We start from the raw sequence: 22,399 nt of genomic DNA, 5'->3' as shown, positions 1-22,399 counted from the left end.
ATGTCTCGAGCCCAGACTTCAGCGAGACGTGAAGCCATCCAGGAAGCTCTTCAGCAGACCCGGCAGCGCGGGTGACGGATAGCCTCCTTCCTGAACTACCAAGGTTTTGCTACAAAGCTTCCCAAGACGCTCGCCCATACGTCGAAAACCTTCCTCGTCGACATTCATGCAGGCGAAGGGGTCCGCAGATGAGGCGTCCAACCCCAGCGCAACAATCAGAACGTCGGGCGAGAACCTCCAGACGCTGTTGCAGGCAAGATCAACGGCGGCGAGATACGTTTCACTGTCGCTCATTAGTGGCACGGGGAAATTGTGGTTGAACCCGAGCCCCTTCCCCTCACCATTTTCGTCCGCGTAACCTGAATAATATGGATAAAGATAAGCCGGATCGCCGTGGACTGAGAGCGTCTGTACGTCCGCTCGATGGTAGAAGATCGATTGCGTCCCATTGCCGTGATGAACGTCAACATCGACGATCGCAACCCGCAACCCCCGCTGCGTGGCAAGCTCGGCAGCGATCGCCGCGTTGTTGAGGTAGCAGAAACCACCAGCCTTATCGGCGTAGGCGTGGTGACCGGGCGGACGGCAGAGCGCATAGACCCTGTCTTCGCCATTCAAGACCCGCGTCATTCCCTCGACTGCGGTATCGGCGCTCGCGCGCACCGCGTCCCACGTCCCTTCAAGAAGGACACAGCTTGCGTCGGCTTGGAAGTATCCCGCCCGCCCAAGAATATCGACCGGCTTCCGGTTCATCCGCACAGTCGGATGGACACTGGCACGCATCTCCGGCCCATTAGCCGGAGATTTCTTCCATTCCGAAAACCCATGCTGAAGGAAATCCAGGTAGTCCGCATCGTGGACCATCGCGATCGCGTCTCGACTATGCGCGGTCGGTGAGACCAGTCTGATACCGCAGTTGCTCAGCCCCTGCTTTAACAATTCAATGCGCTCCGGCTGCTCCGGATTCGGGGCGAGTCCTCCTCCAGCCAGCCGGGTTAGTGGCCGGTGGGCCGCCTGCCGATCGTCGCATATCGCCAGCATTTGTTTTCCTTCAGTGTGACATCTCGCTCAGTCCAGCTTTCCGCCCGACCGGGTGTAGTCATCCAGAGCCGTATCGAGTGCGCGTTTAAAACGATCGGCGATTTGGTCGATCTGTGCCGTGGTTGCAATGAGCGGCGGCGCAAAGGCAATGGCCGAACCAAGCGAGCGGCACACGAGGCCGTTTTCGAAGGCGTGGTTCTGAACGCCAAGCCCGAATTGCAGTTCGGGCGAAAAAGCTTCGCGGGTCTTCTTGCTGCGTACCAGTTCCACGCCCCACATCAGGCCGACGCCGCGCACCTCCCCGACCAGCGGGTGATCGATCAGCGGATGCATGAGCTTGCCCATGTGCTCGCCCAACGCTTTGACGCCGTCGATAATGCCGTCCTCCTCGTAGATCCGCAAAGTTTCGACCCCGACTGCACAGGCCACCGGGTGAGCGCCATAGGTGTATCCATGGCCGAAGACGCCGATCTTCTCGCTCTGTGCCCTCATGCCTTCATAGATGCGCTCCGAAAGAAGGATTGCCGAAAGCGGCATATATGCCGACGTCAACGCCTTCGCGCAGGTGATGATATCGGGCCGCATCTCATAGGTCTGCGCTCCCCACCAGTTGCCGGTTCGACCGAAGCCGGTGATGACTTCGTCGGCGATGAGCAGAACGTCGTGCTTCTTCAGGACTTTCTGGATCTTTTCAAAATAGGTTTTCGGCGGGAGTACCACACCACCAGTGCCCATGGCGGGTTCAGCGAAGAAGGCCGCGACAGTTTCGGGCCCCTCGGCAACGATCAGCGCGTCAAGTTCATCGGCCAGACGCGTTGCAAACTCCTCTTCGGTCTCGCCTGGCAAGCCATCGCGATAGAAGTGCGGGCAGGTTACATGCAGGAAGCCATCGAGCGGTAGGTTCCAGTCGCGGTGCAGATGCGGCAGGCCGGTGATACTGGCGGATGCGATTGAGGTGCCGTGATAGGCGCGCTTGCGAGCAATGATCTTCTTTTTTTCCGGGCGCCCCCGCGAGTTGAAGTAGTACCAGACGAGCTTGACTGCGGTGTCATTGGCTTCCGATCCGGAGCTCTGAAAGAGAACCTTCGACATTGGCACTGGCGCCAACCGCAGCAGCCGATCGGACAACTCGATGGCCGGCTCGGTCGTTCGATGGGCGAAATTCTGGTAATAAGGCAGAGTATTCATCTGGCGCGTTGCAGCCTCGACCAAGCGCTTTTCGCTCATGCCGAGAGCGGCGCACCACAAGCCCGACATCCCTTCGATGTACTGTTTGCCGTCATCGTCGTAGACATAGGCGCCTTCACCGCGTGACATGATCGTCGGGCCCAGCTTCTCGTGCAAAGCGAGATTGGTCTGCGGATGGATCTGCACGGCAATGTCGAGCGCGCGAAGCGAATTGTGAAGCATGGTTTCCTCCTGAGGGCGACTGCTGCCAGTCGATGAATGATGGACCGCGAAGCTTATTGTTCGGAGGCCCTGGCCTTCGGCCTTTTGACGAATTGCGCGCCTATGAGGATCACGATCGAGGCGACCACCAGCATGGACGAAATAGCGGCCACGGTCGGGTCAACTTGGTCGCGGATGTTGGCGAACATGCGCTTGGTGAGCGTCGAGTTGGCGCCGCTGGAGACAAACAAAGACACGATGACCTCGTCGAATGAGGTAATGAAAGCAAACAGCATGCCGGAGAAGATGGAGATCTTGATCTGCGGCAAGGTGACGGTGAAGAGGGCCCGGGCCGGCGAGGCACCAAGGCTACGGGCCGCCCGCTCCTGATTAAAATCGAAGCCCTGCAGACCATTGGTCACGGCAATCATGACAAAGGGGATTGCAAGGGTCGTATGGGCCAGGATGAGCCCCGTGAGCGTATTGTTCATGCCAAGCTTTGCGAAGACGAAGAACACGCCGATCGCCACAAAGATCAGCGGTACCATCATTGGCAGGATGAGAACGCTGCGAATGACGAAATTGAACGGGTTCGTCGATTTGAAGAGGCCATAACTTGCGAGCGTTCCCAGGGTCGTCGCCAAGAAAGTAGTGGTGCCAGCCACTTTGAATGAGACGATTGCCGATTGCCGCCACTCCGGCGAGGAGAAGAACGCATCGTACCAGCGTAGGCTGAGCGCCTGGGGTGGGAACTCGAGATATTGGGAATCCGAAAAGGACATCGGAATGACGATCAGGCATGGGATGATCAGAAAGGCCAGGATGATACCGACAAAGACATAGAGCCAGAGCCGCTCGCCGTGAGTGATCTGTGTGGAGGTGGCCGGAGATTTCAGCATCAGTGGCCTCCTTTGCTAACGCTGGCGGCTTTGAATAGCGCTTTCACAATCCACAGAATGGTGCCGGTCACAACGAGCAGGACGACGCTCAGAGCGCTGGCCGCCCCCCAATTTGCGAATTTGGCGATCATGTCGGCGATCTGAGTCGACCACATCGCCACTCGCCCTCCGCCAAGCAGAGCCGGCGTCAGATAATAGCCAAGGCACAGGACGAAGATCAGCGCCACGCCCGTCGCCACGCCCGGCAGAGACAATGGCAGAAACACCTGCCGAAACGCCTGGGCCGGCGAAGCGCCGCAATTGGACGCCGCCCGCAGCAGGATGGGGTCGATCGTCTTCATCGAGGCATAAAGGGGCAAGATCAGGAACGGCAGCATGATGTGCACCATGCCGATAACGGTACCCGTCAGATTGTTGACCAGTGGCAGCGACTCCGAGATCAACCCAAGATTCGACAGCCAGGTGTTGATGAGCCCCTGGCGCTGCAGGAGAACGAGCCAGGCATAAGTGCGAACCAGCACCGACGTCCAGAAGGGGAGGATGATGAAGATCATCAAAATCTGCGCCACCTTCTCGGGCAGTTGCGAAAGAAGGTACGACACCGGGTAGCCGAGCACGACGCAGACGACTGTGACGATCGCCGCGACCTTGAAGGTCGTCAGGAAACTGTCGACATAGGCGGGGCGCAGCAAACGCGCATAGTTTTCTGCCGACAAAGCGCCCGATGCGTCATAGAGCGACATCCATGCGAGCCAGGCAAACGGGATAACAAGCACCAAGACGACCAATACGAACGCGGGAGCAGACAGCCCAATAAAAGTAAGCCCGGTTCTGCGGCGCGACCGCTGCAGGACGTCCGTATTGAGTTCAATTGAGGGCATATGAGTTTCCGCCATGGTCATGAGCGGGCCCCTTCGATGATGACGCTGGACTCCGGCGTCATCCAAAGGGCAAGGCGATCGCCAGGTTTCGGCAAGGAGGTCGCCTCCGCGCCGGTGTGGCGGATCGAAATTTCCGTGCTTTGGGGAAGCTCTACTGAGACCATATGGCTGTCGCCAAGATAAATCACATCGATGACATTGCCTTCGATGCGATTGTCCCGTTCGGGAGTGCCGTGCCAGCGCAACCGCTCCGGGCGCACCATCAGGAAGATGTCACTTGAGGACTTCGCCGGTGCGGCGCGAACTTTCAGTGGTCGACCTCCCAACGCGAAATCCGAGCCATTTCTTTCAACCGGGACGAAACGGGTATCGCCCATGAAGCCGGCAACGAACTTGCAATTTGGCGCATCGTAGATGGCCCTTGGCGTATCCAACTGCATGATGCGGCCCCGATCGAGAACGGCGATACGGTCCGACATGGTCAGCGCTTCCTGCTGATCGTGGGTGACATATACGGTCGTCATCCCGAGAGTACGATGCAGACGCTTCAGTTCGATTTGCATGTGCTCGCGCAAATTCTTGTCGAGCGCCGACAAGGGCTCATCCATCAGAAGCAGTTTTGGTTCGAATACGATGGCACGTGCCAATGCGACGCGCTGACGCTGACCGCCTGATAGTTCGTGAATGCGTCGCCCGGCGAGATGGGCCATATGCACTGTCTCAAGCGCTTTTGTCACTTTCGCCTGAATGGTCGAGGAATCCGCCTTTCTGAGCTTCAGCGGATATGCGACATTGGCGAACACGTCCATATGCGGAAACAAAGCATAGCTCTGGAATACCATGCCCAGGTCGCGCTTGTGCGGCGGCCGGGTGATGAACTCGGTATTGTCGACCAGCAGGCTACCGCTGTCCGGTCTCTCGAAGCCGGCAATGACGTTCAGGAGCGTGGTCTTACCCGAACCCGAGGGGCCGAGAAGCGTCAGGAATTCCCCGGCGGCGATATCGAGAGATATGCCGTCCAGCGCCTTGTAGCTCCCATAGGCCTTATAGATCTGGCGGATCGAAACTGCACCTGATGTCATTGCCGTTCTCCGTATGCGATCGACGTCAGTTCGACATCAACAGGCTGTAGTCCTCGCGAACGAGAGCATTATTGTCGCGCCACCAGTTGGCGTTCAAAAAGGTTTGCTTCTTGACGTTTTCCGGCGACATGTTCGACTTGGCCAGCACCTCGGGCGCGAACTTCTTGACCTCGAAGGCACGGCTGTTCGTTGGTCCGTAGTATGGCATCATTTCCGGAATGCGCGCCTGGACTTCGGGAGACACAACGCCAGCGATGAACTTTTGCGCCGCCTCAACGTTCTGCGATCCCTTTAGAATGGCCAGGCAGCCATAGCCGAGGACAGCGTCTTGATAGGTGAACTCAACGGGCGCGCCATCCTTGATGACATTGGCAACGCGGCTACCCCAAATTGCCATCATGTCGACTTCCTTGTCCTTGATCAGCTGCGCAGACTGTGCGCCGGAGGACCACCAGACGGCGACGTTCCCTTTGATCTTGTCCAGAGAGGCAAGCGCGCGCTTGGTGTCGAGCGGATAGAGCTTGTCCTTTTCCACACCGTCAGCCAGGAGTGCGATCTCCATCATCTCCTGCGGGTAGCTGCTCAACGCTCGGCGCCCTGGGAAATTCTCCACATCCCAAAGGTCCTTCCAGCCTTGCGGCTTCTTGTCCTTGTATACGTCTGTGCGCCAGGCGAGCACCACCGAATACGTGTTCGTCGCGATCCAGTTGTCGCCATAGCCGAGCTGGTCGAAACCAGTGGTGTCGATCACCTTGTAGTCGAGCGTTTCGAACAGGCCCTCTTTTCCGCCAACGGCGCATTCGTCGGCGCCGAGATGCACAACATCCCATGTCGGTGAACCCGATTGGACCTGAACCCGCACAGCCGCCAGACCGTCATGGGTCTCCTCACGCAGTGGAACTCCTGCCGCATCTGCCGCAGGCTGCCAGATAGTATTGCGCAGGTCGGTCTGTAGGTTACCGCCGAAACCGGCGATCGTCAGCGTCGTGTCGGCCGCGCTAGCAGGTACCGTCATCGACGCGATAAAGGCCGCACCAACGAGGCAGGCCGATTTATGCCGCAGTGAAATCATGTTTGCTCCTCCACGAAAACAGATCCGACCGTCCCGCCACTCCTCTGGCGAGATCATCGTGGTCGACAAGTCGTCGGCCACATGCCAATCTAGTTGACGAAATTAACTACATTGTTCACGTTGTCAACTAATTTTCTGCGCGACTTTGGCGAAACTGGCATCGCCGGAAGAAATCGAGCAGAAAGAGACCGATTCACACCCGGAGAGGAAACGACCGTGCAGAACCGCGATCAGCTGAATGAAAAATCAGGGGACTACTTCGATCGGCTCCACGAGCAGTCGGAAAAGGAACCTGATATCCGCGACCTTTTCAGCTTCCAGCTTCAGCGGTTGGCAGGACTTTCGACCCGCATTGCGGCCCTTTCCATTCGCCCCAAATACGGCATTACGCCACGGGAGTGGCGCGTTCTTGCGGTTCTGAAATACCTTGGAGAGGTGCCGCTACAGGAACTTGCGAAGCATAGCGGCCTTCTAAAAAGCCAAATGAGCCGTACCGTGTCGGCAATGATTGAGCGCGGCTACATCGCCAAGACTGCCAACCCCCAGGACGGACGCAGCATCCTGTTGACGTTAAGCCCAGAAGGCCTGGCACTGTCGCGAAGCATCCTTGAAGACTCCTTCGAGCGTAACGAGGAAATGCTCGCCACCTTGAGCCGCGCCGAGCAACAAATCCTTGTCGAGCTCCTGCGCCGCGTTACCCGCACAAGCAGCAAATATTATCACGAACTGCGCAACACCGCCTCACAGTCAGACCTCAAGAGCCTGGAGGAAGAGTGAAGCACGTCGCTGCTATGGAAAAGAAACTAGTTGACATTGTGAACGAATAAATACATTTCTGTCGTCAAGCCGAACGGAGGTGAGGCATGGCGAGCGAAATCACAATCTGCGAATGCTTTGCGCGAGACGGACTGCAGCATGAGGCTGTTTCGACGTCTACGACCGACAAGATCGCATTGATCAATGCGTTCTCGGATGCCGGCTTTCCCAGGATTGAAGCAACAAGCTACAGCAGCCCGGTGCACGTCCCTGTCTTTGCAGACGCGTCGCAGGTTCTGGCAGGCATCACCAGACGCAAGGGCACGCGCTACAAGGCCACCTGCCCCAACATTAAAGCTGTTCAACGCGCGATTACCGATCTCGATGCCGGACATGGTACCGAAGAAATCAGCCTGCTGGTTTCTGCCACCGAAGCCCACACCCAGCGCAACCTTAGAACTACCCGAGAATTGCAGTGGGCGAATGTCGCGGAAATGGTGAAACTGGCGAACGGACGCTTCCGGCTGATCGGGGTGATTTCCATGGCGCTTGGCTGCCCGTTCGAAGGCAAGGTCGATCCCTCGAGCGTGCTTGCCGACCTCGCCCGTTTCTCACAGCTCGGTGTGAACCACGTCTCCGTCTGCGATACGACAGGGCATGGCACACCCGCGTCGATCAAAAGCCTTTTCAAGCGGGTCGCCCACGAACTGCCGGATATGACCCCGATCGCCCATTTTCACGACAGTCGCGGAACGGGGCTTGCCAACTGCTACGCCGCCTATGAGTCAGGCTGCCGCTGGTTCGACAGTGCGATGGGCGGCGTCGGCGGCCACCCGGCACAGATCAAATACGGCGAAGGTTTCACGGGCAACGTCGCCACAGAAGACCTCGTCAACCTGTTCGAAGCCGAAGGGATCGAGACCGGTCTTGACCTGGAGAAATTGCAAGAGGCCTCCCGTCGCTGCGAGGCCATCCTCAAACGTGAACTTTTAAGCCGGGTCGCGCGCAGCGGCTTTGGCCATCTGGCAGCATAGGGTTAGGGCATGAACGTTCCATCTTCTACCGTTCTTCTCGCCGAGACACGCGGCGCGGTGCGCATCGTTACGATGAACCGCCCCGAAAAGCTCAACGCGTTGAATACCGAACTCACCCAAGCGATCCACGACGAGCTATTGGCCACGGATGCGGATCCCGCGATCCGCGCGATCGTGTTGGCCGGGAATGGTCGTGCTTTTTGCGCTGGCGCCGACCTGTCAGAGTTCGAGACGCTGACGCCGGGAAATCAGGATCTGGTCGAAAAGCGCGCAGATTTGACGTGCCGAACGCAGGCAATGATGCAAAGCCTGTCGAAGCCCATCGTTTCCGCAGTGCAGGGCGCTGCCGTCGGCGGCGGTGCGGGCCTTGCCATCGGCTGCGACATGATGGTGGCGGCGACCAACCTGAAATTCGGCTATCCCGAGCTGAAGCATTCCATTGTGCCAGCACTCGTCATGACCGGCCTGCAGCGGTCGCTGGGTCGCAAGGCTGCTTTTGAAATGATCAGCCTCGGCCGGTTGATTGGTGCGGATGAAGCTATGTCACTCGGCCTGTGCAACCGCGTTGTGCCCCCCGACGGGATTCTCGCGGCGGCGGTCGAGATTGCAGAGGCGTGGGCGACGGCCAACCCGCTCGCCATGGCAGCCGCAAAGGCGCTCTACTATCGGGTGGAAGACCTCCCCTACCCTCAAGCCATGGCAGCTGGCCGAGAACTTAATGCTAAAATGCGCAGTTTCCGCACGGAGGCCAAATGAAACCGCTTGAAGGCATCCGTATTCTGGATTTTTCCCGCGTCCTGGCAGGCCCGATGGCGACCCAGATTCTCGCTGAGTTGGGCGCAACTGTCACAAAGGTGGAGCGGCCGGGTGGCGGCGATGAATCGCGCGTCTTCGAGCCGCGTCTTCCCGGTGGCGAAAGTGCCTACTTCTTTGCTTTTAATCGCGGCAAGCGATCGTTGACGCTGAATCTGAAGTCGCCAAAGGCGCAGCAGATCGCAGCACGGCTCGCATCGCAGCACGATGTAGTGCTGGAAAACTTCCTTCCCGGCGACATGGATCGCTTCGATCTTGGCTACGGCAAACTCTCGGCGCTCAATCCAGGCCTGATCTATGTTTCCAATACCGGCTTCGGCCAGACCGGACCGTATAGAGAGCGCGCCGGCTACGACACGGTGTTTCAAGCATTATCCGGTATCATGCACCTGACTGGCCATCCCGATACGCCGCCGGCCAAGGCTGGCGTGCCGATCGCCGACTTGACCGCCGGCCTGTGGATCGCGATCGCCATTCTAACCGGCCTCGTCGGCAGGGGCCGCAGTGGTAAGGGGTGCCATATCGACCTTGCGATGATGGATGTGCAGGCAAGTCTGCTTGCGCTGGCCGCCGCGCGCCTTTTCGCCTTGGACGAAGATATCGGTCGCTCCGGCACAGAGCATCCGGGCCGCGTTCCCTCAGCAGCCTTCGAGTGCCGTGATGGCGGATGGTTGCATATCAGCGGCAGCGATCAACATTGGGGACGACTGTGTGACGTCCTCGGCCTGTCTGAGCTCGGTGCCGACCCCGCCCTCGCCAACAACGGCGGGCGAGTGGCCAATCGAAAAAGAGTGATGGACGAGATGCGCACGGCGATTGCGGCATGTGAGCGCGCGCCGCTGGCCGAAGCGCTACGCGCAGTCGGCATACCGGCCGGCGAAGTCAACACGACGCGGCAGATCCTTGATGATCCGCATATGCTGGCGCGCGGTATGGTAGGCACGTTCGAACACCCGGCGGAAGGCACGTTCAAGGCACTTCGCACGCCTGTGAATTTCGAAGGTTTCGACAGCCCCGAGATAGGCTGTCCGCCGCTGCTTGGCGCCGACACCGAGACCATTTTGAGAGACGAGATGAACCTGACCGACGCTGAGATTGCGGCGCTTCGGAAGGAAGGAGCGATCGGATGAGCCTCGATGCTGTATCGGTAACGCAGGACGGGGCCATCGCGCGCGTTGTCCTGAACCGCCCGCAGTCCCGCAACGCGGTCAATCTTGAAATGTGCATCGCGCTTCGCGAGGCATTTCAACGCCTGGACTCAAAGCCAGATGTCCGCGTCATTCTGCTTTCCGCCAACGGTCCAGTATTCTGTGCGGGCGCGGACCTAAAGGAACGCGCCGACAAGGACGAAGCTTGGGTGCTTGCGCGCCGGCAGGCCTCCTTCGCCGCCTATGACGCGATCGGCCGCTGCGGCAAGCCGATTGTCGCTCTGACGCAAGGGCCGGTCGTCGGCTCCGGCGGTGAGATTCTCATGAGTTGCGACTTCGTCATCGCGTCTGAGAACACGACATTCCGCTTCCCGGAACCACAATGGGGCACGGTTGGCGCCACCCAGCGCCTACAGCGGGTGATTGGACGCATGAACGCTAAGGAACTGCTCTTCACCGGTCGAATCATGCCGGTTGACGAAGCCTATCAACGCGGCCTCGTCGCGCGGGTCGTGCCGGCGGACGAACTGGAGAAGGTAGGGCAGGAAATTGCCCAAAGCATTGCGGCAGCACCACCACTTGCGATGGCGTTGTCCAAACAGGCTGTTGACCTCGGCCATGAAACCAACCTTGGCAACGGTATCCGCATCGAAATGGCAGCGATCGAACGCTGCCTTGCCGATGGCAACTGGCGCTCCGGCATCGAAAAGTTCTCCGAAGTCGTTGGCAGTGGGAGCGGCAAATGAGCGATCTCGATCTCCACGCCACTTGCCCCTTGACGATCTCTGCCGCGTTACGCCGTTCGTCGACCATTGCGCCGGATGTCGAAGCGATCGTCGCAAGCGACGGCAGGCTGACATATCAAGAACTCGAAACAAGAGTTGCCGACGCCCGCGATGCGCTTTTCGCAGCGGGCGTGCGCAAGGGAGATCATGTCGGCCTGTGCCTCGGGAATTCCATTGAATGGGTCGTCATCTTCCTGGCGATCGGATCAATGGGAGCCGTGACCGTCCCCATCAATACCCGTTTCGTTACCGCCGAAATGGCGTATGCGCTAAAGCAGTCGCGCGTGACCACGCTCGTTACCTGCGATCGTTTCCTCAAGATCGACTTCATCTCAATGCTTCGCGAGGTGTGTCCAGGCCTAGATAGTGCGCTCCCGCACGATGCCCTGCCCGACCTTCGGCGAGTTCTGGTGATTGGGGACAATGTTCCTTCTGCCGCGCAAAACTATCGTGAGCTGTACGCAAGCACGCTGGTGCGCACGAAACCAGAGGACAACGCCGACGACGTCCTCCTCATTCAATACACATCCGGCACAACTTCCTTCCCCAAGGGCGTGTTGCTTCGGCATCGCAACATGTTGCCGAATGCCTTCTTCTCCGGCCTGCGGATGGGATTGCGGCCTGGTGACCGTTTCCACAGTGCCCGCCCGTTCTTCCATGTCGCGGGCACCACGCTGTCGATCCTCTCATGTCTGCAGCATGCGGTGACCCTGGTAAGCATGGACCGCTTCGAGCCCGGCGAGGCGCTTCGCCTGATGGAAAGGGAGCGCTGCACGCATTTCTCGGGCAACGACACCATGGCGCTGATGCTCCTCACACATCCCGACCTGCCGTCGCGCCACCTCAACCTGCGCGGCGCATGGCTTGCCGCGTCCCCCACAATTGTTCGTCGTGTCATCGACGAGCTTGGCGCACGCGAATGCGTCGTTGGCTACGGGCTGTCGGAAGCCTCTCCCAATGTGGCCCAATCTTGTTGGTGGGAGCCAGAGGAGGTTCGCGTCAGCGCGGCCATGCGAGTTCAAACCGGAGTCGATGTCCGCATCCGCACTGAAGAGGGGCGTAATGCTGGACCGGACGAACCTGGCGAGATCCATGTTCGCGGCTGGAACGTCATGAAGGGTTATTTCGACAAACTGGAAGAAACCGCAGCCGCGCTGTCCGCCGATGGCTGGTTATCGACGGGTGACCTTGGCGCACTCGATACCACCGGGCGGCTAAGATTTCTCGGCAGGGCGAAGGAAATCGTGCGCGTAGGTGGCGAGAACGTATCGCCCGCCGATGTCGAAAACGTGCTGCACCAGAACAGGCTGATCCGCCAGGCGGCCGTGGTTGGCGTGCCGGATGAACGTCTCGTCGAGGTCACCGCCGCCTTCATCATTCTCAATGATGGCTGCACGGCAACGGAGGCGGAGATCATCGAGTGGTCGAAGCGGGAAATGGCGGGCTTCAAGGTGCCGCGCCACGTCTGGATCGTCGAGGATTTCGAGTCGATCGGCATGACAGCCAGTTCCAAAATTCAGAAGAAGCAACTTGCCGCCCACGCGCGCAAACTCGTGGGCATCGAGAGCTGACATGCGCATCGAGACCAACGTCACCAAATTGCTGGGCATCGACTTGCCGATCATTCAGGCAGGTATGTCCTGGGCGTCATCCAACTCGGCATTGCCACTTGCGGTGTCGAATGCCGGGGGTCTCGGCGTTCTTGCTGCCGGGCCGATGTATCCCCATGATCTCGAAGAGGCAATCAACGAGATCAGGGCGGGAACTGATCGTCCTTTCGCCGTCAACCTGCCTCTCTACCGCCAAGGCGCTGACGCGATCATCGACATGCTCTTGGCAAAACGCATCCCGGTTTTGATTGCTTCCCAGGGCGGACCGAAAAAGTACATCGATCGCTTCAAGGCCGTCGGAACGATCTGCTTGCATGTCGTCTCGGGTGAGATCCATGCCCGCAAGGCAGCTGACGCAGGCGTCGATGGGTTGATTGCCGTTGGCGGCGAAGCCGGTGGTCATCCGCCTCCGGAACTGGTTTCTACGCTCGTTCTTGGTCGGGCGATCGCCAAGGCCGTTCCCGAGATACCCCTGATCCTTTCTGGCGGCTTTGCCGATGGCTCCGGGCTCGCAGCCGCTCTCTCGCTCGGGGCGGGTGCTGCGCAATTTGGCTCACGCTTCATGATGTCGCGTGAGGCACGTCTGCATCCGGCCTATCAGGACATGCTGGTAAAAGCCGGAGTTGCCGACACGATGGTGGTCGGACGCGGTTTCGGCGCCATCCGCGTCATTCGCAACCAGTTCGCCGAAGGCATGGCGAAGGCCGAAGCCGAGGGGCTTTCCGACGATCGGCGCAAGGCGCTCTTCGTTGCCAGTTCCCTGAAAGCCGCGGCCTTCGACGGAGACGTGAGCGGCGGCAAGGTGGAGGCCGGCCAGAGCACGGGGCTCGTCTCCGAAGTTCTGCCTGCAGCCGAAATCGTCACCCGTATCGCGAAGGAATATGTGCAGGTCGTAAGCAGCCTGCCGAACGCCGTCTATGACGGAAATTCGAAGGAAATAAGCAATGTTGGATAAACCGCTTTTGATCGACGGAACCTGGCGCGCGCCTTCTGGTAGCCGCACAACCGAGGTCAAGAACCCGGCAACCGGACAGGTCATTGCGCGACTGCCGGTCTGCGAACGAGCCGATCTCGACGAAGCGCTGGCCGCCGCAGCCAAGGGCTTTGAAATCTGGCGAAAGACGACAGCTCTGGAACGCTGCCGCGTCATGCTGCGCGCAGCCACCTTGGTTCGCGAACGCGCAGAGACAATCGCCCAGCACATGGTGCGCGAACAAGGCAAACCACTGACGGAAGCACGGGGCGAGGCCAATGCTGCGCCGGAGCACATCGAATGGCATGCGGAAGAGGCTCGCCGCTCCTACGGTCGGGTGATCCCCTCGCGCATTCCTGGCGCGAGGCAAATCGTGATCAAGGAGCCGGTCGGCCCCGTTGCCGCCTTCTCTCCCTGGAATTTCCCGATCAATCAGCTTGTTCGCAAGATTTCCGCGGCACTCGCCGCCGGATGCTCGGTGATCGCGAAGCCACCGGAAGAAACACCATCTGCCTGCATCGAGCTCGCAAAGGCATTCCAGGACGCTGGCGTGCCAGATGGTGTCGTAAACATCGTCTTCGGCATCCCAGCTGAGGTCTCCGAATATCTTATTGCATCGCCGATCATTCAAAAGATCTCCTTTACTGGCTCGGTTCCGGTCGGCAAGGCGCTGGCCGCGGCGGCCGCCTCGCACATGAAACGTTCGACGATGGAGCTCGGGGGACATGCCCCTTACATCGTTGCGGCGGACGCAGACATTGCAGCGGCCGCCAAGCTCGGCGTCATGCTGAAGTTTCGGAACGCCGGTCAGGTCTGCGCATCGCCAACCCGCTTTTATATCGAGGACTCCGTCTACGACCGCTTCAAGGATAGCTTCGTCGCCGGGGTCAAGGCACTCAAGGTCGGTGGCGGACTGACAGAGGGCACCCAGATGGGTCCGCTGGCCAACCCGCGGCGTCTCGATGCGATGGAGATGTTCGTCGAGGACGCGGTGGCAGCCGGCGCGAAGCTGGAATGTGGTGGCCGACGCATTGGCAATGCCGGCTTCTTCTTCGAGCCGACGGTGTTGTCCGATGTGCCGGAAGAGGCACGCATCATGAACGAGGAACCCTTTGGCCCTCTGGCTGCACTGGTTCGTGTCGAATCTGTCGATGAAGCGATCAAGCGTAGCAATCGCTTGCCCTTTGGCTTGGCCGCCTTCGCATTTACCCGCTCGCTGGCGGTGGCGGACCGCTTCGCGTGCGAGCTTGCAGCGGGCATGGTGTCCATCAATCATTTCGGCATCGCCGCGGCGGAGACGCCGTTCGGGGGCATCAAGGACAGCGGCTATGGCAGCGAGGGCGGGGCGGAAAGTCTCGACGCCTATCAAACTGTGAAGTTCGTCAGCCACATCGGCGCCTGATGCCGCTTTGGTGTGCTGACATCGTTCGGCGCACTCTATCTGTGGGCTCGTAGAGGATCAGACAGCGGATGAAGACGTTCGATTACATTGTGGTGGGTGGCGGCTCGGCCGGCTGCGTGGTAACGAACCGGCTCGTTACGGCCGGCAAGACAGTCCTTCTGCTGGAGGCGGGTCCGCGGGACAATACACCCTTCATCCATATCCCCGCCACCTTCGTGCGCGTGATCGGTTCCAAGCGTACGTGGATGTATGAAACGGAACCCGAACCAGGCGCCAATGGTCGTGTTCTCGTTGTGCCGCAGGGCCGAACGCTCGGCGGCGGCTCCTCCGTCAATGCAATGATCTATATTCGCGGTCAGGCGCAGGATTACGATACCTGGCGTGATCTCGGCTGTGAGGGCTGGGGCTACGACGACGTTTTGCCGGTTTTCAAGCGCTGCGAGGACAACGAGACACTCGCCGGCGAGTATCACGGGACGGGCGGGCCCTTGAAGGTCTCCGAGCCGCGCCACCGGCACCCGATCAGTTCCGCCTTCGTTCGCGCCGCGCAGGAAGTGGGTCTGCCCTTTTCGCATGACTTCAATGGGGCATCCCAGGAAGGCATCGGCTTCTACCAGACGACAACGTTTCAGGCCCGACGCGGATCGACGGCGGCAACCTATCTAAAGGTTGTGCGGGGATCACCGCTGCTGACGATCAGTACCGAAAGTGCCGCCCGCAGCATACTGATGGAAAATGGCGCTGCCTCTGGGATCGCCTACAGGACTGCGGATGGTATCGACCACAAAGCGAAAGCTAGGGAAGAGGTCATCCTTTGCGCTGGGGCCCTCGCCACGCCAAAGCTTCTGATGCTTTCCGGCATCGGCCCAGCCGCCCATCTTTCGTCCCACGGCATTCCGGTACTACGCGATCTGCCTGGCGTCGGAGAGAATTTTCAAGATCACATCACCGCCTCGGTTTATGGCATTACCGACCGCGCGATTTCGCTGAGAGGTCAGGACAAGGGGATACGTGCCGCGGTCAACGGCCTACAATACCTGTTCAACCGCTCGGGGCTGCTCTCGTCGAACGTCGTTGAGACTGGCGGCTTCATCGACACGTCCGGCTGCGGCCGGCCCGACGTACAGTTTCACGTCACACCGGCACTTGTTGGCGATGCGTCGCGCGGTCAGATAGATGGTCACGGCGTCTCGATCAATCCATGCATCCTGCGGCCGCAAGCACGAGGCAAAGTTTCGATCAGAAGCTCCAAGGCCGAAGATCCAATCCTTTTTGTCGGGAACAACCTCACCAAGCAAGCCGACATCGACACGTTGGTGCGCGGCATCAAGCTAGGCCGAAAGATCCTCGCGGCCCCGGCGATGAAAGCGCTCGGCTTCCGCGAACTGGCGCCAGGGTGTCAATCGGCGTCCAAAATTCACCCCTTATCGGCGTCCAATTTTGACCCCCTGATGATGTAGATCAGCGCTTGGCCTGCCCGGCGCTGGCCGGGGTTGCAAAGGGTAGGCCAAGTGCGGGTGATGGCTTTCTTCGGCTTTAGCTTTGAGAGCGGTTCTTGAAGCGCCAGGACTCGTTTCCGGTTTCGACGATCTCGCAGTGATGGGTCAGACGGTCGAGGAGCGCCGTCGTCATCTTGGCGTCGCCGAACACCGTCGGCCATTCGCCGAAGGCGAGGTTCGTGGTGACGATGATCGAAGTGCGCTCGTAAAGCCTGCTGATGAGATGGAACAGGAGCTGGCCGCCGGCCTGAGCGAACGGCAGGTATCCGAGTTCGTCGAGAATGATGAAGTCGAGACGGTTGAGGTAGTCGGCCGTCCGCCCCTGCTTGCCGCTGCGTGTTTCGGTTTCCAGCCGATTGACCAGATCGACGACGTTGAAGAAGCGCCCGCGTGTTCCGTTGCGGATGAGCGCGCGAGCGATGGCGATGGCCAGGTGGCTCTTTCCGGTTCCCGTGCCGCCGACGAGCACGACATTGCGCTGATCGGCGACGAAGGTGCCGGTAGCCAGCTCCCGCACCAGGGATTCATTGACGGGTGTATCGGCGAAGTCGAAGTCGTCGATGTCCTTGGCGAGCGGCAGCTTGGCGATGCTGAGCTGGTAGCGAATGGAGCGGGCCTGCTTCTCGGCGATCTCCGACTGCAAGAGATCACCGACGATGCGCGGCGGTTCGTGCTGCCGTTTGATGCCGTTTCCCATGACCTCGTCGTAGGCGCTGCGCATTCCATAGAGCTTCAGCGTGCTCATGAGTTCGAGAACCTGTGTGCGTTCCATCAACTTGCCCTCCTGAGGCTGTCATAGCGTGCGCAGTCGGCGACCGGTTCATGGGTCAGCCGCAGCGCATCCGGGGTTTGCAGGGTTGCGGCCGGAGCGGGATCACGGCTGCGGGCCAGAATGTTGATGATCACCGAGGCCGAGCAGACGCCGTGATCAAAAGCCTCCTGGCAGGCAGCATCGACGGCCGCCAGACCGTCGGTGGGAACACAGCCGAGGATGGTGACCATTTGCCGATCACCATCATGGACGCTCTTCAGCCGGCGGCGCACCTTCTCCATCGCTGCGGGTAAGACCCATTCCCGGAACGGCGCACCGTTGCGCAAAGCACCAGGTTTGCGAGCCAGAACGGGGACATAATGCCAAGGATCGTAGATAGTCTCGCCACGGCCAAAGCAACGAGGATGCTCACCGACATTCACGCCATCCTGCCGGATCACGATCTTCTCGGCATAGGCATGAACCTCAACAGGGCGGCCGACAGCCGTTGAGAGGACAGAGTATTTGTTGTTGTCGAAGCGGACCGTGCAGGTCTTCGACACCGAGGCCGGGACACAGTGGAAACCGTCGAACGGCCCGACGTAATGCACGAGGCTGCCGCGCTCCTCCTCGAACATCTGCCAGATCGTCCGCTCGGCTTGCTCGGGATGGCGGTGTGCCTTGGCATAGGCGATGCATTTGTCGAGCAGCCAGACGTTCAGCTCCTCCAGGCTTTTGACCCGTAGGCGTGGAGTGAAGAAGCGTTCGCGCACGAGACCAACCTGGTTCTCGACCTGTCCCTTCTCCCATCCGGATGCGGGCGTACAGGCAACGGGATGGACCAGATAGTGGCTGCACATCTGCAGGAAGCGGCGATTGTATTGTCGCTCCTTGCCGACGAATACGGCCTCGACCGCCGTCTTCATATTGTCGTAGATGCCGCGCGTGCAGGTGCCACGGAAGAAGGCGAAGGCCTTGTCGTGCGCATCGAACACCATCTCCTGGCTTTCGCGCATATAGGCCCGCGCAAACATCATCCGACTGTGGCAGAGCCGGACGTGAGCGACCTTGACGGTCGTCGTCACGCCGTTGATCAGAATGATCTCGTGGCTCCAGTCGAACTGGTAAGCCTCACCCGGCGCGTAGTAGAGCGGCACATAGGCTTCCGCCGTGACAACTCCCCGGTTCTTCGCCCAGGTCTTGGCGTATCGCCGGATCGCATCATAACTGCCATCGTAACCGAGTGCCCTGACCTCCTCGTAAATCCGGATCAGCGTCAGCCGTTCACGCGACGGCTTGCCCTCATTGGCTGTCAGAAACCGCTCGATCTCGGCCTTCCACGCTCCGATCCTCGGCAGCGGTTGCCGCTCTCGTTCATAGGTAAAGTCGGTCTCGTCGGAGCGCAAAATCTTGCGGACCGTGTTGCGCGACACATGCAGTTCCCGGACGATCTTCTTCACCGACCAGCCCTGCACATGGAAGGCCCGTCGAACACGCGCAATCGTATCCACTCGCTTCAACTCCCGCTCCATCCGCCGCAAAAAGCCGGATGGTCAGATGAAATCTGAGGGGGGTCAAAATTGGACGCCGATTACCCCGCCAAGGGGGTCAAATTTGCACGCCGGAACACACCCACCTTCACAAGGACGTCGAACAAAAGCTAACTGCTGCCCGCCAAACGCTCGGCCATATGGGCACGAAAGGTGATGCTACAGAGGAAGCCTGGCGCGGACTTCTGACCACGTACCTTCCCCAGCGATACAAGGTAGCCAAGGCGCATGTCTGTGACAGCAACAACCAATTTAGCGAACAGATCGACGTTGTAATTTATGACCGGCAGTATTCGCCGCTGATTTTCAGCATCGGCAACGAGATCATCGTCCCCGCCGAAAGCGTCTATGCGATCTTTGAAGCAAAGCAGACGATCAATGCAGAATTCGTGGAATACGCGGCCCAAAAAGTCGAGAGTGTGCGCCGCCTTTCCCGGACCAGTCTTCCGATTCCGCATTTAAGCGGCGAGCACAAGCGTGAGCTCCCGCCCATTCTCGGCGGCATCCTCACGCTGGATAGCGACTGGAAGCCGCCGCTTGGCTCATCTTTGACCAATCAGCTGACGGCGCTCGCTTCAACTGAGTTCGGGCGGCTTGATCTCGGCTGTGTCGCAGCTCACGGGCATTTCACGTGCTGGGCTGACGGTGAAATTGGGATTGCCGAGGGAAGCAAGCCCGCCACTGCGTTTTTGTTCGAGCTAATCATTCAGCTGCAGAAACTTGCAACGGTTCCCATGCTCGACCTTCGCGCTTACGGGACCTGGCTGGACAAAGCCTGAAGCCTCGCAACAAAGAGCGCCGGCCGCCGACGCCAGCGGGTTATGCTCCTTCAACCCGACCTCCACCGCCGGCCAAGTGGAGTTTCATATACTTCAGGAGCAGCTTTTGAACGGCGTCTGTTGGCAGCGGCGATGATGTGTCCAAGGCGTGAAGAAGCCCGTCGCGCAGTTTCTTGAGCCTCCCGAACTCGGCCGCGTCCCCGGCGGCTGTGGCGGGATCGAGCACAGAGGCCATGACGAGGAATTTGTCCGTGAGCCTGTACTTGTCGCTCATTACATCTTGAAAGCGCGCGAAGACGGGCCTTGCTGATGCCGGTGCACCCTCTTCCATGATTGCAAACCAACGCGCTTCGTATGTGGACTTGAAGGCGCCGTTGACGAACATTTCAAGTGCTGACCAGGCGGAGATAAAGCGCTGCAACTCCTCTGTGGCTTCTTCCAGCGAGGTGACCAATAAGCTCACAGGACGGGCCATCGCCTTGTCGGCAGCGAGCTTTGGTGCGATTGCCGCCACCTCGGCGATGACGCTGTCGGTAAGCGGACTGGCAACTGAAGCGCGTGCATGGCCGCCCTGAAATGAAAAAGCATAGATCGGCTTGTTGCCGGCTAGGTCGATGAGATAGACCGCGTCGCCAAGTTTTTCGACCCGTCGGTCTGCATTCGCGGGAAGCCCCAATCCCAGGGCCATAATCGCGCCTTGCACCGTGGGCCGGAAAATCTCCCGAATAGCCTGCTTCTCAAGGGCACCAAGGCAGACGCCGAACTCTTCGACATCGCGCCGCGCCTTGAACTCCGGCGTGGGAATCTCCGCTTCGCACTCAAATACAAGGAACAGGCCCTTTCCGGTTCGCTTCTCCCGGCGAGCTCTGACTTCTTCGAGTTCTGCCGCAAGGCGCTCTTGCAAAGTGCCTTCCTTGTCAGGGGCGAAGATGCCTTTCAGAAGTAGCGCTGCGAGCGCCGCGGATTTTTCAATATGCAGGAAGTCCGGCTCTGGATTTGTGGTCAGCGTCGCCGTAATCAGCGGGTTTTCGACAGAAAGTAGAAGCATGCGCTCCGCCTCATCTGGAAGGCTTTTCGCGCCGTGTATCTTGTATATCGCGGGATAGCGGACCTTCACACTGCAACCCTTTCCTCTCCACTTCTTGGTTCCAGCAAGTAGCCGCTTGTAACGCAAGAGGTAATTGCAAGATCCCCATGTGTCCGTGAGACCTCGACGAACGCATTTCCGGCCCTGCCGTGGACATACGGGATGCCGGTGTGGGTTTTGCTTTACCGTTTCAAACCGAAAATTGTCATATGTCCGTTGGGTTTAGACGCTCAACGGCGTACGATTTTCCTCTAACGATTTCAGCGAGCCACTTTTTGCCAGGCCATTGCAATATCGAACATCAACGGCAACTTAGGCACTTTGCGTGCAGCGATAATCGATGAGCGTTAATTCTGGAGCTCGGGCGTGACAGTGCGACTCAAACCGCAACGTCGGCCTCCGCTTCCGGCGCAATTTCCCCAAGGTACCCGGGCTTTGAAAGCTCCCTCCCCTTGCTCGGCCTGGAGTCGTTAGGTGAAAGTTCGGCGTCGTATTTACCGCTGAGCACTTCAATTGAAATCACAAAGCAAAAGCCACACCCGGTTACCCTATTTGGCCGAGGCCGATCCCATCTTAGGCGGTTATTAACCATATGAATTAACGTCTCAAATTCTACAAACGGAAGTCAACTGGCTTATTATTTCCGTCAGCTGGATGCCAATTTTCGCGACCTCTCACTATCGATAGGTTTCAAGTATCGATAATGATGGATTTGGAGTCGCAGACGAGCTAAACTGAGGGCATAGCGTTGGTTTCCCGCTAAACAACGATAAGGGAGAACGAAGCCTGAACGCCCTCACGCTGCTCGCTGTTTTCCGGTCAGGTTGAGTGGTTTCCGGCCGGTCGCAGTCGCGGCACGATCCCAGAGGAAATCCCCGGAGAAGGCGATGTGTTCCCATCCGACCGGCGAGGTATGGGCCAAGAGATCATCTGGGACGATTTTACCTTCTGAGCGCAGATGCGCGACGGCATTGTTCGACCCGAGCTGGCATTCCCCGATACCGACGGGAATGTGCAGTGCGGGTCCAAAAAGCAGACAATGAGGCGGCGGCTGGATGGACTCTTCCGGGAGAGTTCCCACCGTCGTTGAAGTTGCGCTGCTGGCGTTGTTGATCCGGAAGTCAATTGGCCCGAGATCACGTTCAATCTCGTTAAACTCCGATCCTGGCTCGAAAGATGAAGCGACAACATTATGGCCGTCGCCTTTGAAAAGCGGAGGGGCTAATACGCGCCGAAAACGGACTTGAGCTCAACCACGTTTTCATCCGACAACATCCGCGTTGGCAGGCCACGCAGCATAAGGAGCAGTTTCGCGGTTTCTTCCAGTTCTTCCGCCGCATAGACGGCCGAGGAAATATCTTTGCCGGTGACGACCGGGCCGTGATTTGCGAGAAGCACTGCAGCATATTTCCCCCCGAGCGCCCGGATCAAATCTCCCGCCTTCTCATCTCCCGGCCGCACGTATTCCAAGAGTTTGACCTGGCCCACGCGCATCACAACATATGGGGTGAGCGGCGGGATGCAATCGTCAGGGTCGATGTCGGTGAAACAGGAGAGCGCGGTTGCATAGGTTGAATGAAGATGAACCACCGCTCCGGTCTGGGGCCGCGTTTCATAAAATGCCTTGTGCAGAAAAATTTCCTTGGATGGTCTGTCCCCTGACAGGTGCCGACCATCACGCGTGACTTTGCTGATCTTGGCGGAATCTAGAAAGCCAAGACAGGAGTTCGTGGGTGTCATGAGGATGACGTCATCAACGGCCGCGCTGATGTTGCCTGCGGAACCGACCGAGAAACCACGTTCATAGAGCGACCGCGACAAGCGTACGATATCCTCGCGGATTCTGTT

General features: G+C 59.1%; 18 protein-coding genes and 3 pseudogenes. 10 read left to right on the top strand and 11 right to left on the bottom strand.

Going from position 1 to position 22,399, the window contains the following annotated elements; genetic code table 11:
• Positions 1 to 18: 18 nt before the first annotated feature.
• Genes QM996_RS29815 through QM996_RS29790 form a run of 6 tightly spaced genes read right to left on the bottom strand, consistent with a single transcriptional unit; the run spans position 19 to position 6,445 of the window.
• A complete protein-coding gene (locus QM996_RS29815; RefSeq protein ID WP_334197424.1) occupies positions 19 to 1,041 on the bottom strand; it encodes a histone deacetylase family protein in 1,023 nt (340 codons plus the stop codon).
• Between the two features lie 27 nt (positions 1,042 to 1,068).
• Positions 1,069 to 2,451, bottom strand: a complete 1,383-nt coding sequence (locus tag QM996_RS29810) for an aspartate aminotransferase family protein (RefSeq protein WP_334197423.1) — start codon at positions 2,449 to 2,451, stop codon at positions 1,069 to 1,071.
• A 53-nt stretch (positions 2,452 to 2,504) separates the two neighbouring features.
• Entirely contained in the window at positions 2,505 to 3,329 is an 825-nt protein-coding gene (locus QM996_RS29805; RefSeq protein ID WP_334197422.1) for an ABC transporter permease, read from the bottom strand.
• Positions 3,329 to 4,231, bottom strand: coding sequence for an ABC transporter permease (locus QM996_RS29800; protein WP_500270428.1), 903 nt, complete (start codon positions 4,229 to 4,231; stop codon positions 3,329 to 3,331). Before QM996_RS29800 ends, QM996_RS29805 begins: the two co-directional genes overlap by 1 nt.
• Positions 4,228 to 5,292 (bottom strand): ABC transporter ATP-binding protein, encoded by a 1,065-nt coding sequence (locus tag QM996_RS29795; RefSeq protein WP_334197420.1) that lies wholly within the window; start codon positions 5,290 to 5,292, stop codon positions 4,228 to 4,230. The genes QM996_RS29800 and QM996_RS29795 overlap by 4 nt, the downstream gene beginning before the upstream one ends.
• A gap of 25 nt (positions 5,293 to 5,317) precedes the next feature.
• The gene (locus tag QM996_RS29790; RefSeq protein ID WP_500270427.1) at positions 5,318 to 6,445 is read right to left on the bottom strand and encodes an ABC transporter substrate-binding protein; all 1,128 of its coding nucleotides are present in this window, start codon (positions 6,443 to 6,445) and stop codon (positions 5,318 to 5,320) included.
• A gap of 135 nt (positions 6,446 to 6,580) precedes the next feature.
• Between QM996_RS29790 and QM996_RS29785 the strand changes: the two genes are divergently transcribed.
• The 9 genes and pseudogenes from QM996_RS29785 to QM996_RS29745 form a co-directional block, all read left to right on the top strand.
• Positions 6,581 to 7,141 (top strand): MarR family winged helix-turn-helix transcriptional regulator, encoded by a 561-nt coding sequence (locus QM996_RS29785; protein ID WP_057248606.1) that lies wholly within the window; start codon positions 6,581 to 6,583, stop codon positions 7,139 to 7,141.
• An 86-nt stretch (positions 7,142 to 7,227) separates the two neighbouring features.
• The gene (locus QM996_RS29780) at positions 7,228 to 8,154 is read left to right on the top strand and encodes a hydroxymethylglutaryl-CoA lyase (RefSeq protein ID WP_334197418.1); all 927 of its coding nucleotides are present in this window, start codon (positions 7,228 to 7,230) and stop codon (positions 8,152 to 8,154) included.
• Between the two features lie 9 nt (positions 8,155 to 8,163).
• Positions 8,164 to 8,910, top strand: coding sequence for an enoyl-CoA hydratase/isomerase family protein (locus tag QM996_RS29775; RefSeq protein WP_334197417.1), 747 nt, complete (start codon positions 8,164 to 8,166; stop codon positions 8,908 to 8,910).
• Complete coding sequence (locus QM996_RS29770; RefSeq protein WP_334197416.1) at positions 8,907 to 10,097, top strand: CaiB/BaiF CoA transferase family protein; 1,191 nt, start codon at positions 8,907 to 8,909, stop codon at positions 10,095 to 10,097. The genes QM996_RS29775 and QM996_RS29770 overlap by 4 nt, the downstream gene beginning before the upstream one ends.
• The gene (locus QM996_RS29765; RefSeq protein WP_113131725.1) at positions 10,094 to 10,861 is read left to right on the top strand and encodes an enoyl-CoA hydratase/isomerase family protein; all 768 of its coding nucleotides are present in this window, start codon (positions 10,094 to 10,096) and stop codon (positions 10,859 to 10,861) included. Before QM996_RS29770 ends, QM996_RS29765 begins: the two co-directional genes overlap by 4 nt.
• Entirely contained in the window at positions 10,858 to 12,471 is a 1,614-nt protein-coding gene (locus tag QM996_RS29760; protein WP_334197415.1) for an AMP-binding protein, read from the top strand. The genes QM996_RS29765 and QM996_RS29760 overlap by 4 nt, the downstream gene beginning before the upstream one ends.
• Position 12,472: 1 nt before the next feature.
• Positions 12,473 to 13,465: an NAD(P)H-dependent flavin oxidoreductase gene (locus QM996_RS29755; protein WP_058328828.1), complete on the top strand. Its 993-nt coding sequence runs from the start codon at positions 12,473 to 12,475 to the stop codon at positions 13,463 to 13,465.
• Entirely contained in the window at positions 13,455 to 14,885 is a 1,431-nt protein-coding gene (locus QM996_RS29750) for an NAD-dependent succinate-semialdehyde dehydrogenase (RefSeq protein WP_113131722.1), read from the top strand. The genes QM996_RS29755 and QM996_RS29750 overlap by 11 nt, the downstream gene beginning before the upstream one ends.
• Before the next feature lie 68 nt (positions 14,886 to 14,953).
• Positions 14,954 to 16,279: pseudogene (locus tag QM996_RS29745) on the top strand (GMC family oxidoreductase); the annotation flags it as partial.
• 142 nt (positions 16,280 to 16,421) lie between these two features.
• Here the strand turns inward: QM996_RS29745 and istB are convergent.
• Positions 16,422 to 17,129 (bottom strand): IS21-like element helper ATPase IstB, encoded by a 708-nt coding sequence (istB, locus tag QM996_RS29740; RefSeq protein ID WP_375337367.1) that lies wholly within the window; start codon positions 17,127 to 17,129, stop codon positions 16,422 to 16,424.
• A pseudogene (gene istA, locus QM996_RS29735) lies at positions 17,032 to 18,655 on the bottom strand (IS21 family transposase). Before istA ends, istB begins: the two are co-directional and overlap by 98 nt.
• 170 nt (positions 18,656 to 18,825) lie before the next feature.
• On the opposite strand from istA, the gene QM996_RS29730 reads away from it, so the two are divergent.
• Complete coding sequence (locus QM996_RS29730) at positions 18,826 to 19,464, top strand: DUF6602 domain-containing protein (protein WP_334197413.1); 639 nt, start codon at positions 18,826 to 18,828, stop codon at positions 19,462 to 19,464.
• 40 nt (positions 19,465 to 19,504) lie between these two features.
• Here QM996_RS29730 and QM996_RS29725 read toward each other — a convergent pair whose 3' ends face one another.
• The 3 genes and pseudogenes from QM996_RS29725 to otnC all read right to left on the bottom strand — a co-directional run bounded on the left by QM996_RS29725 (position 19,505) and on the right by otnC (position 22,372).
• Entirely contained in the window at positions 19,505 to 20,581 is a 1,077-nt protein-coding gene (locus QM996_RS29725; protein WP_334197412.1) for a hypothetical protein, read from the bottom strand.
• A gap of 766 nt (positions 20,582 to 21,347) precedes the next feature.
• Positions 21,348 to 21,524 (bottom strand): annotated as a pseudogene (locus tag QM996_RS29720) (Tn3 family transposase); the annotation flags it as partial.
• 248 nt (positions 21,525 to 21,772) lie between these two features.
• Positions 21,773 to 22,372 carry a 3-oxo-tetronate 4-phosphate decarboxylase gene (gene otnC, locus QM996_RS29715; protein ID WP_334197411.1) on the bottom strand — a complete coding sequence of 200 codons (600 nt, stop codon included), beginning with the start codon at positions 22,370 to 22,372 and terminating at the stop codon, positions 21,773 to 21,775.
• Positions 22,373 to 22,399: the final 27 nt, after the last annotated feature.

Origin of the sequence: Sinorhizobium chiapasense (genome assembly GCF_045277575.1) — a bacterium.
Classification (GTDB): Bacteria; Pseudomonadota; Alphaproteobacteria; order Rhizobiales; family Rhizobiaceae; genus Ensifer; species Ensifer chiapasense_A.
This window is presented reverse-complemented; position numbering and strand designations above follow the sequence as displayed.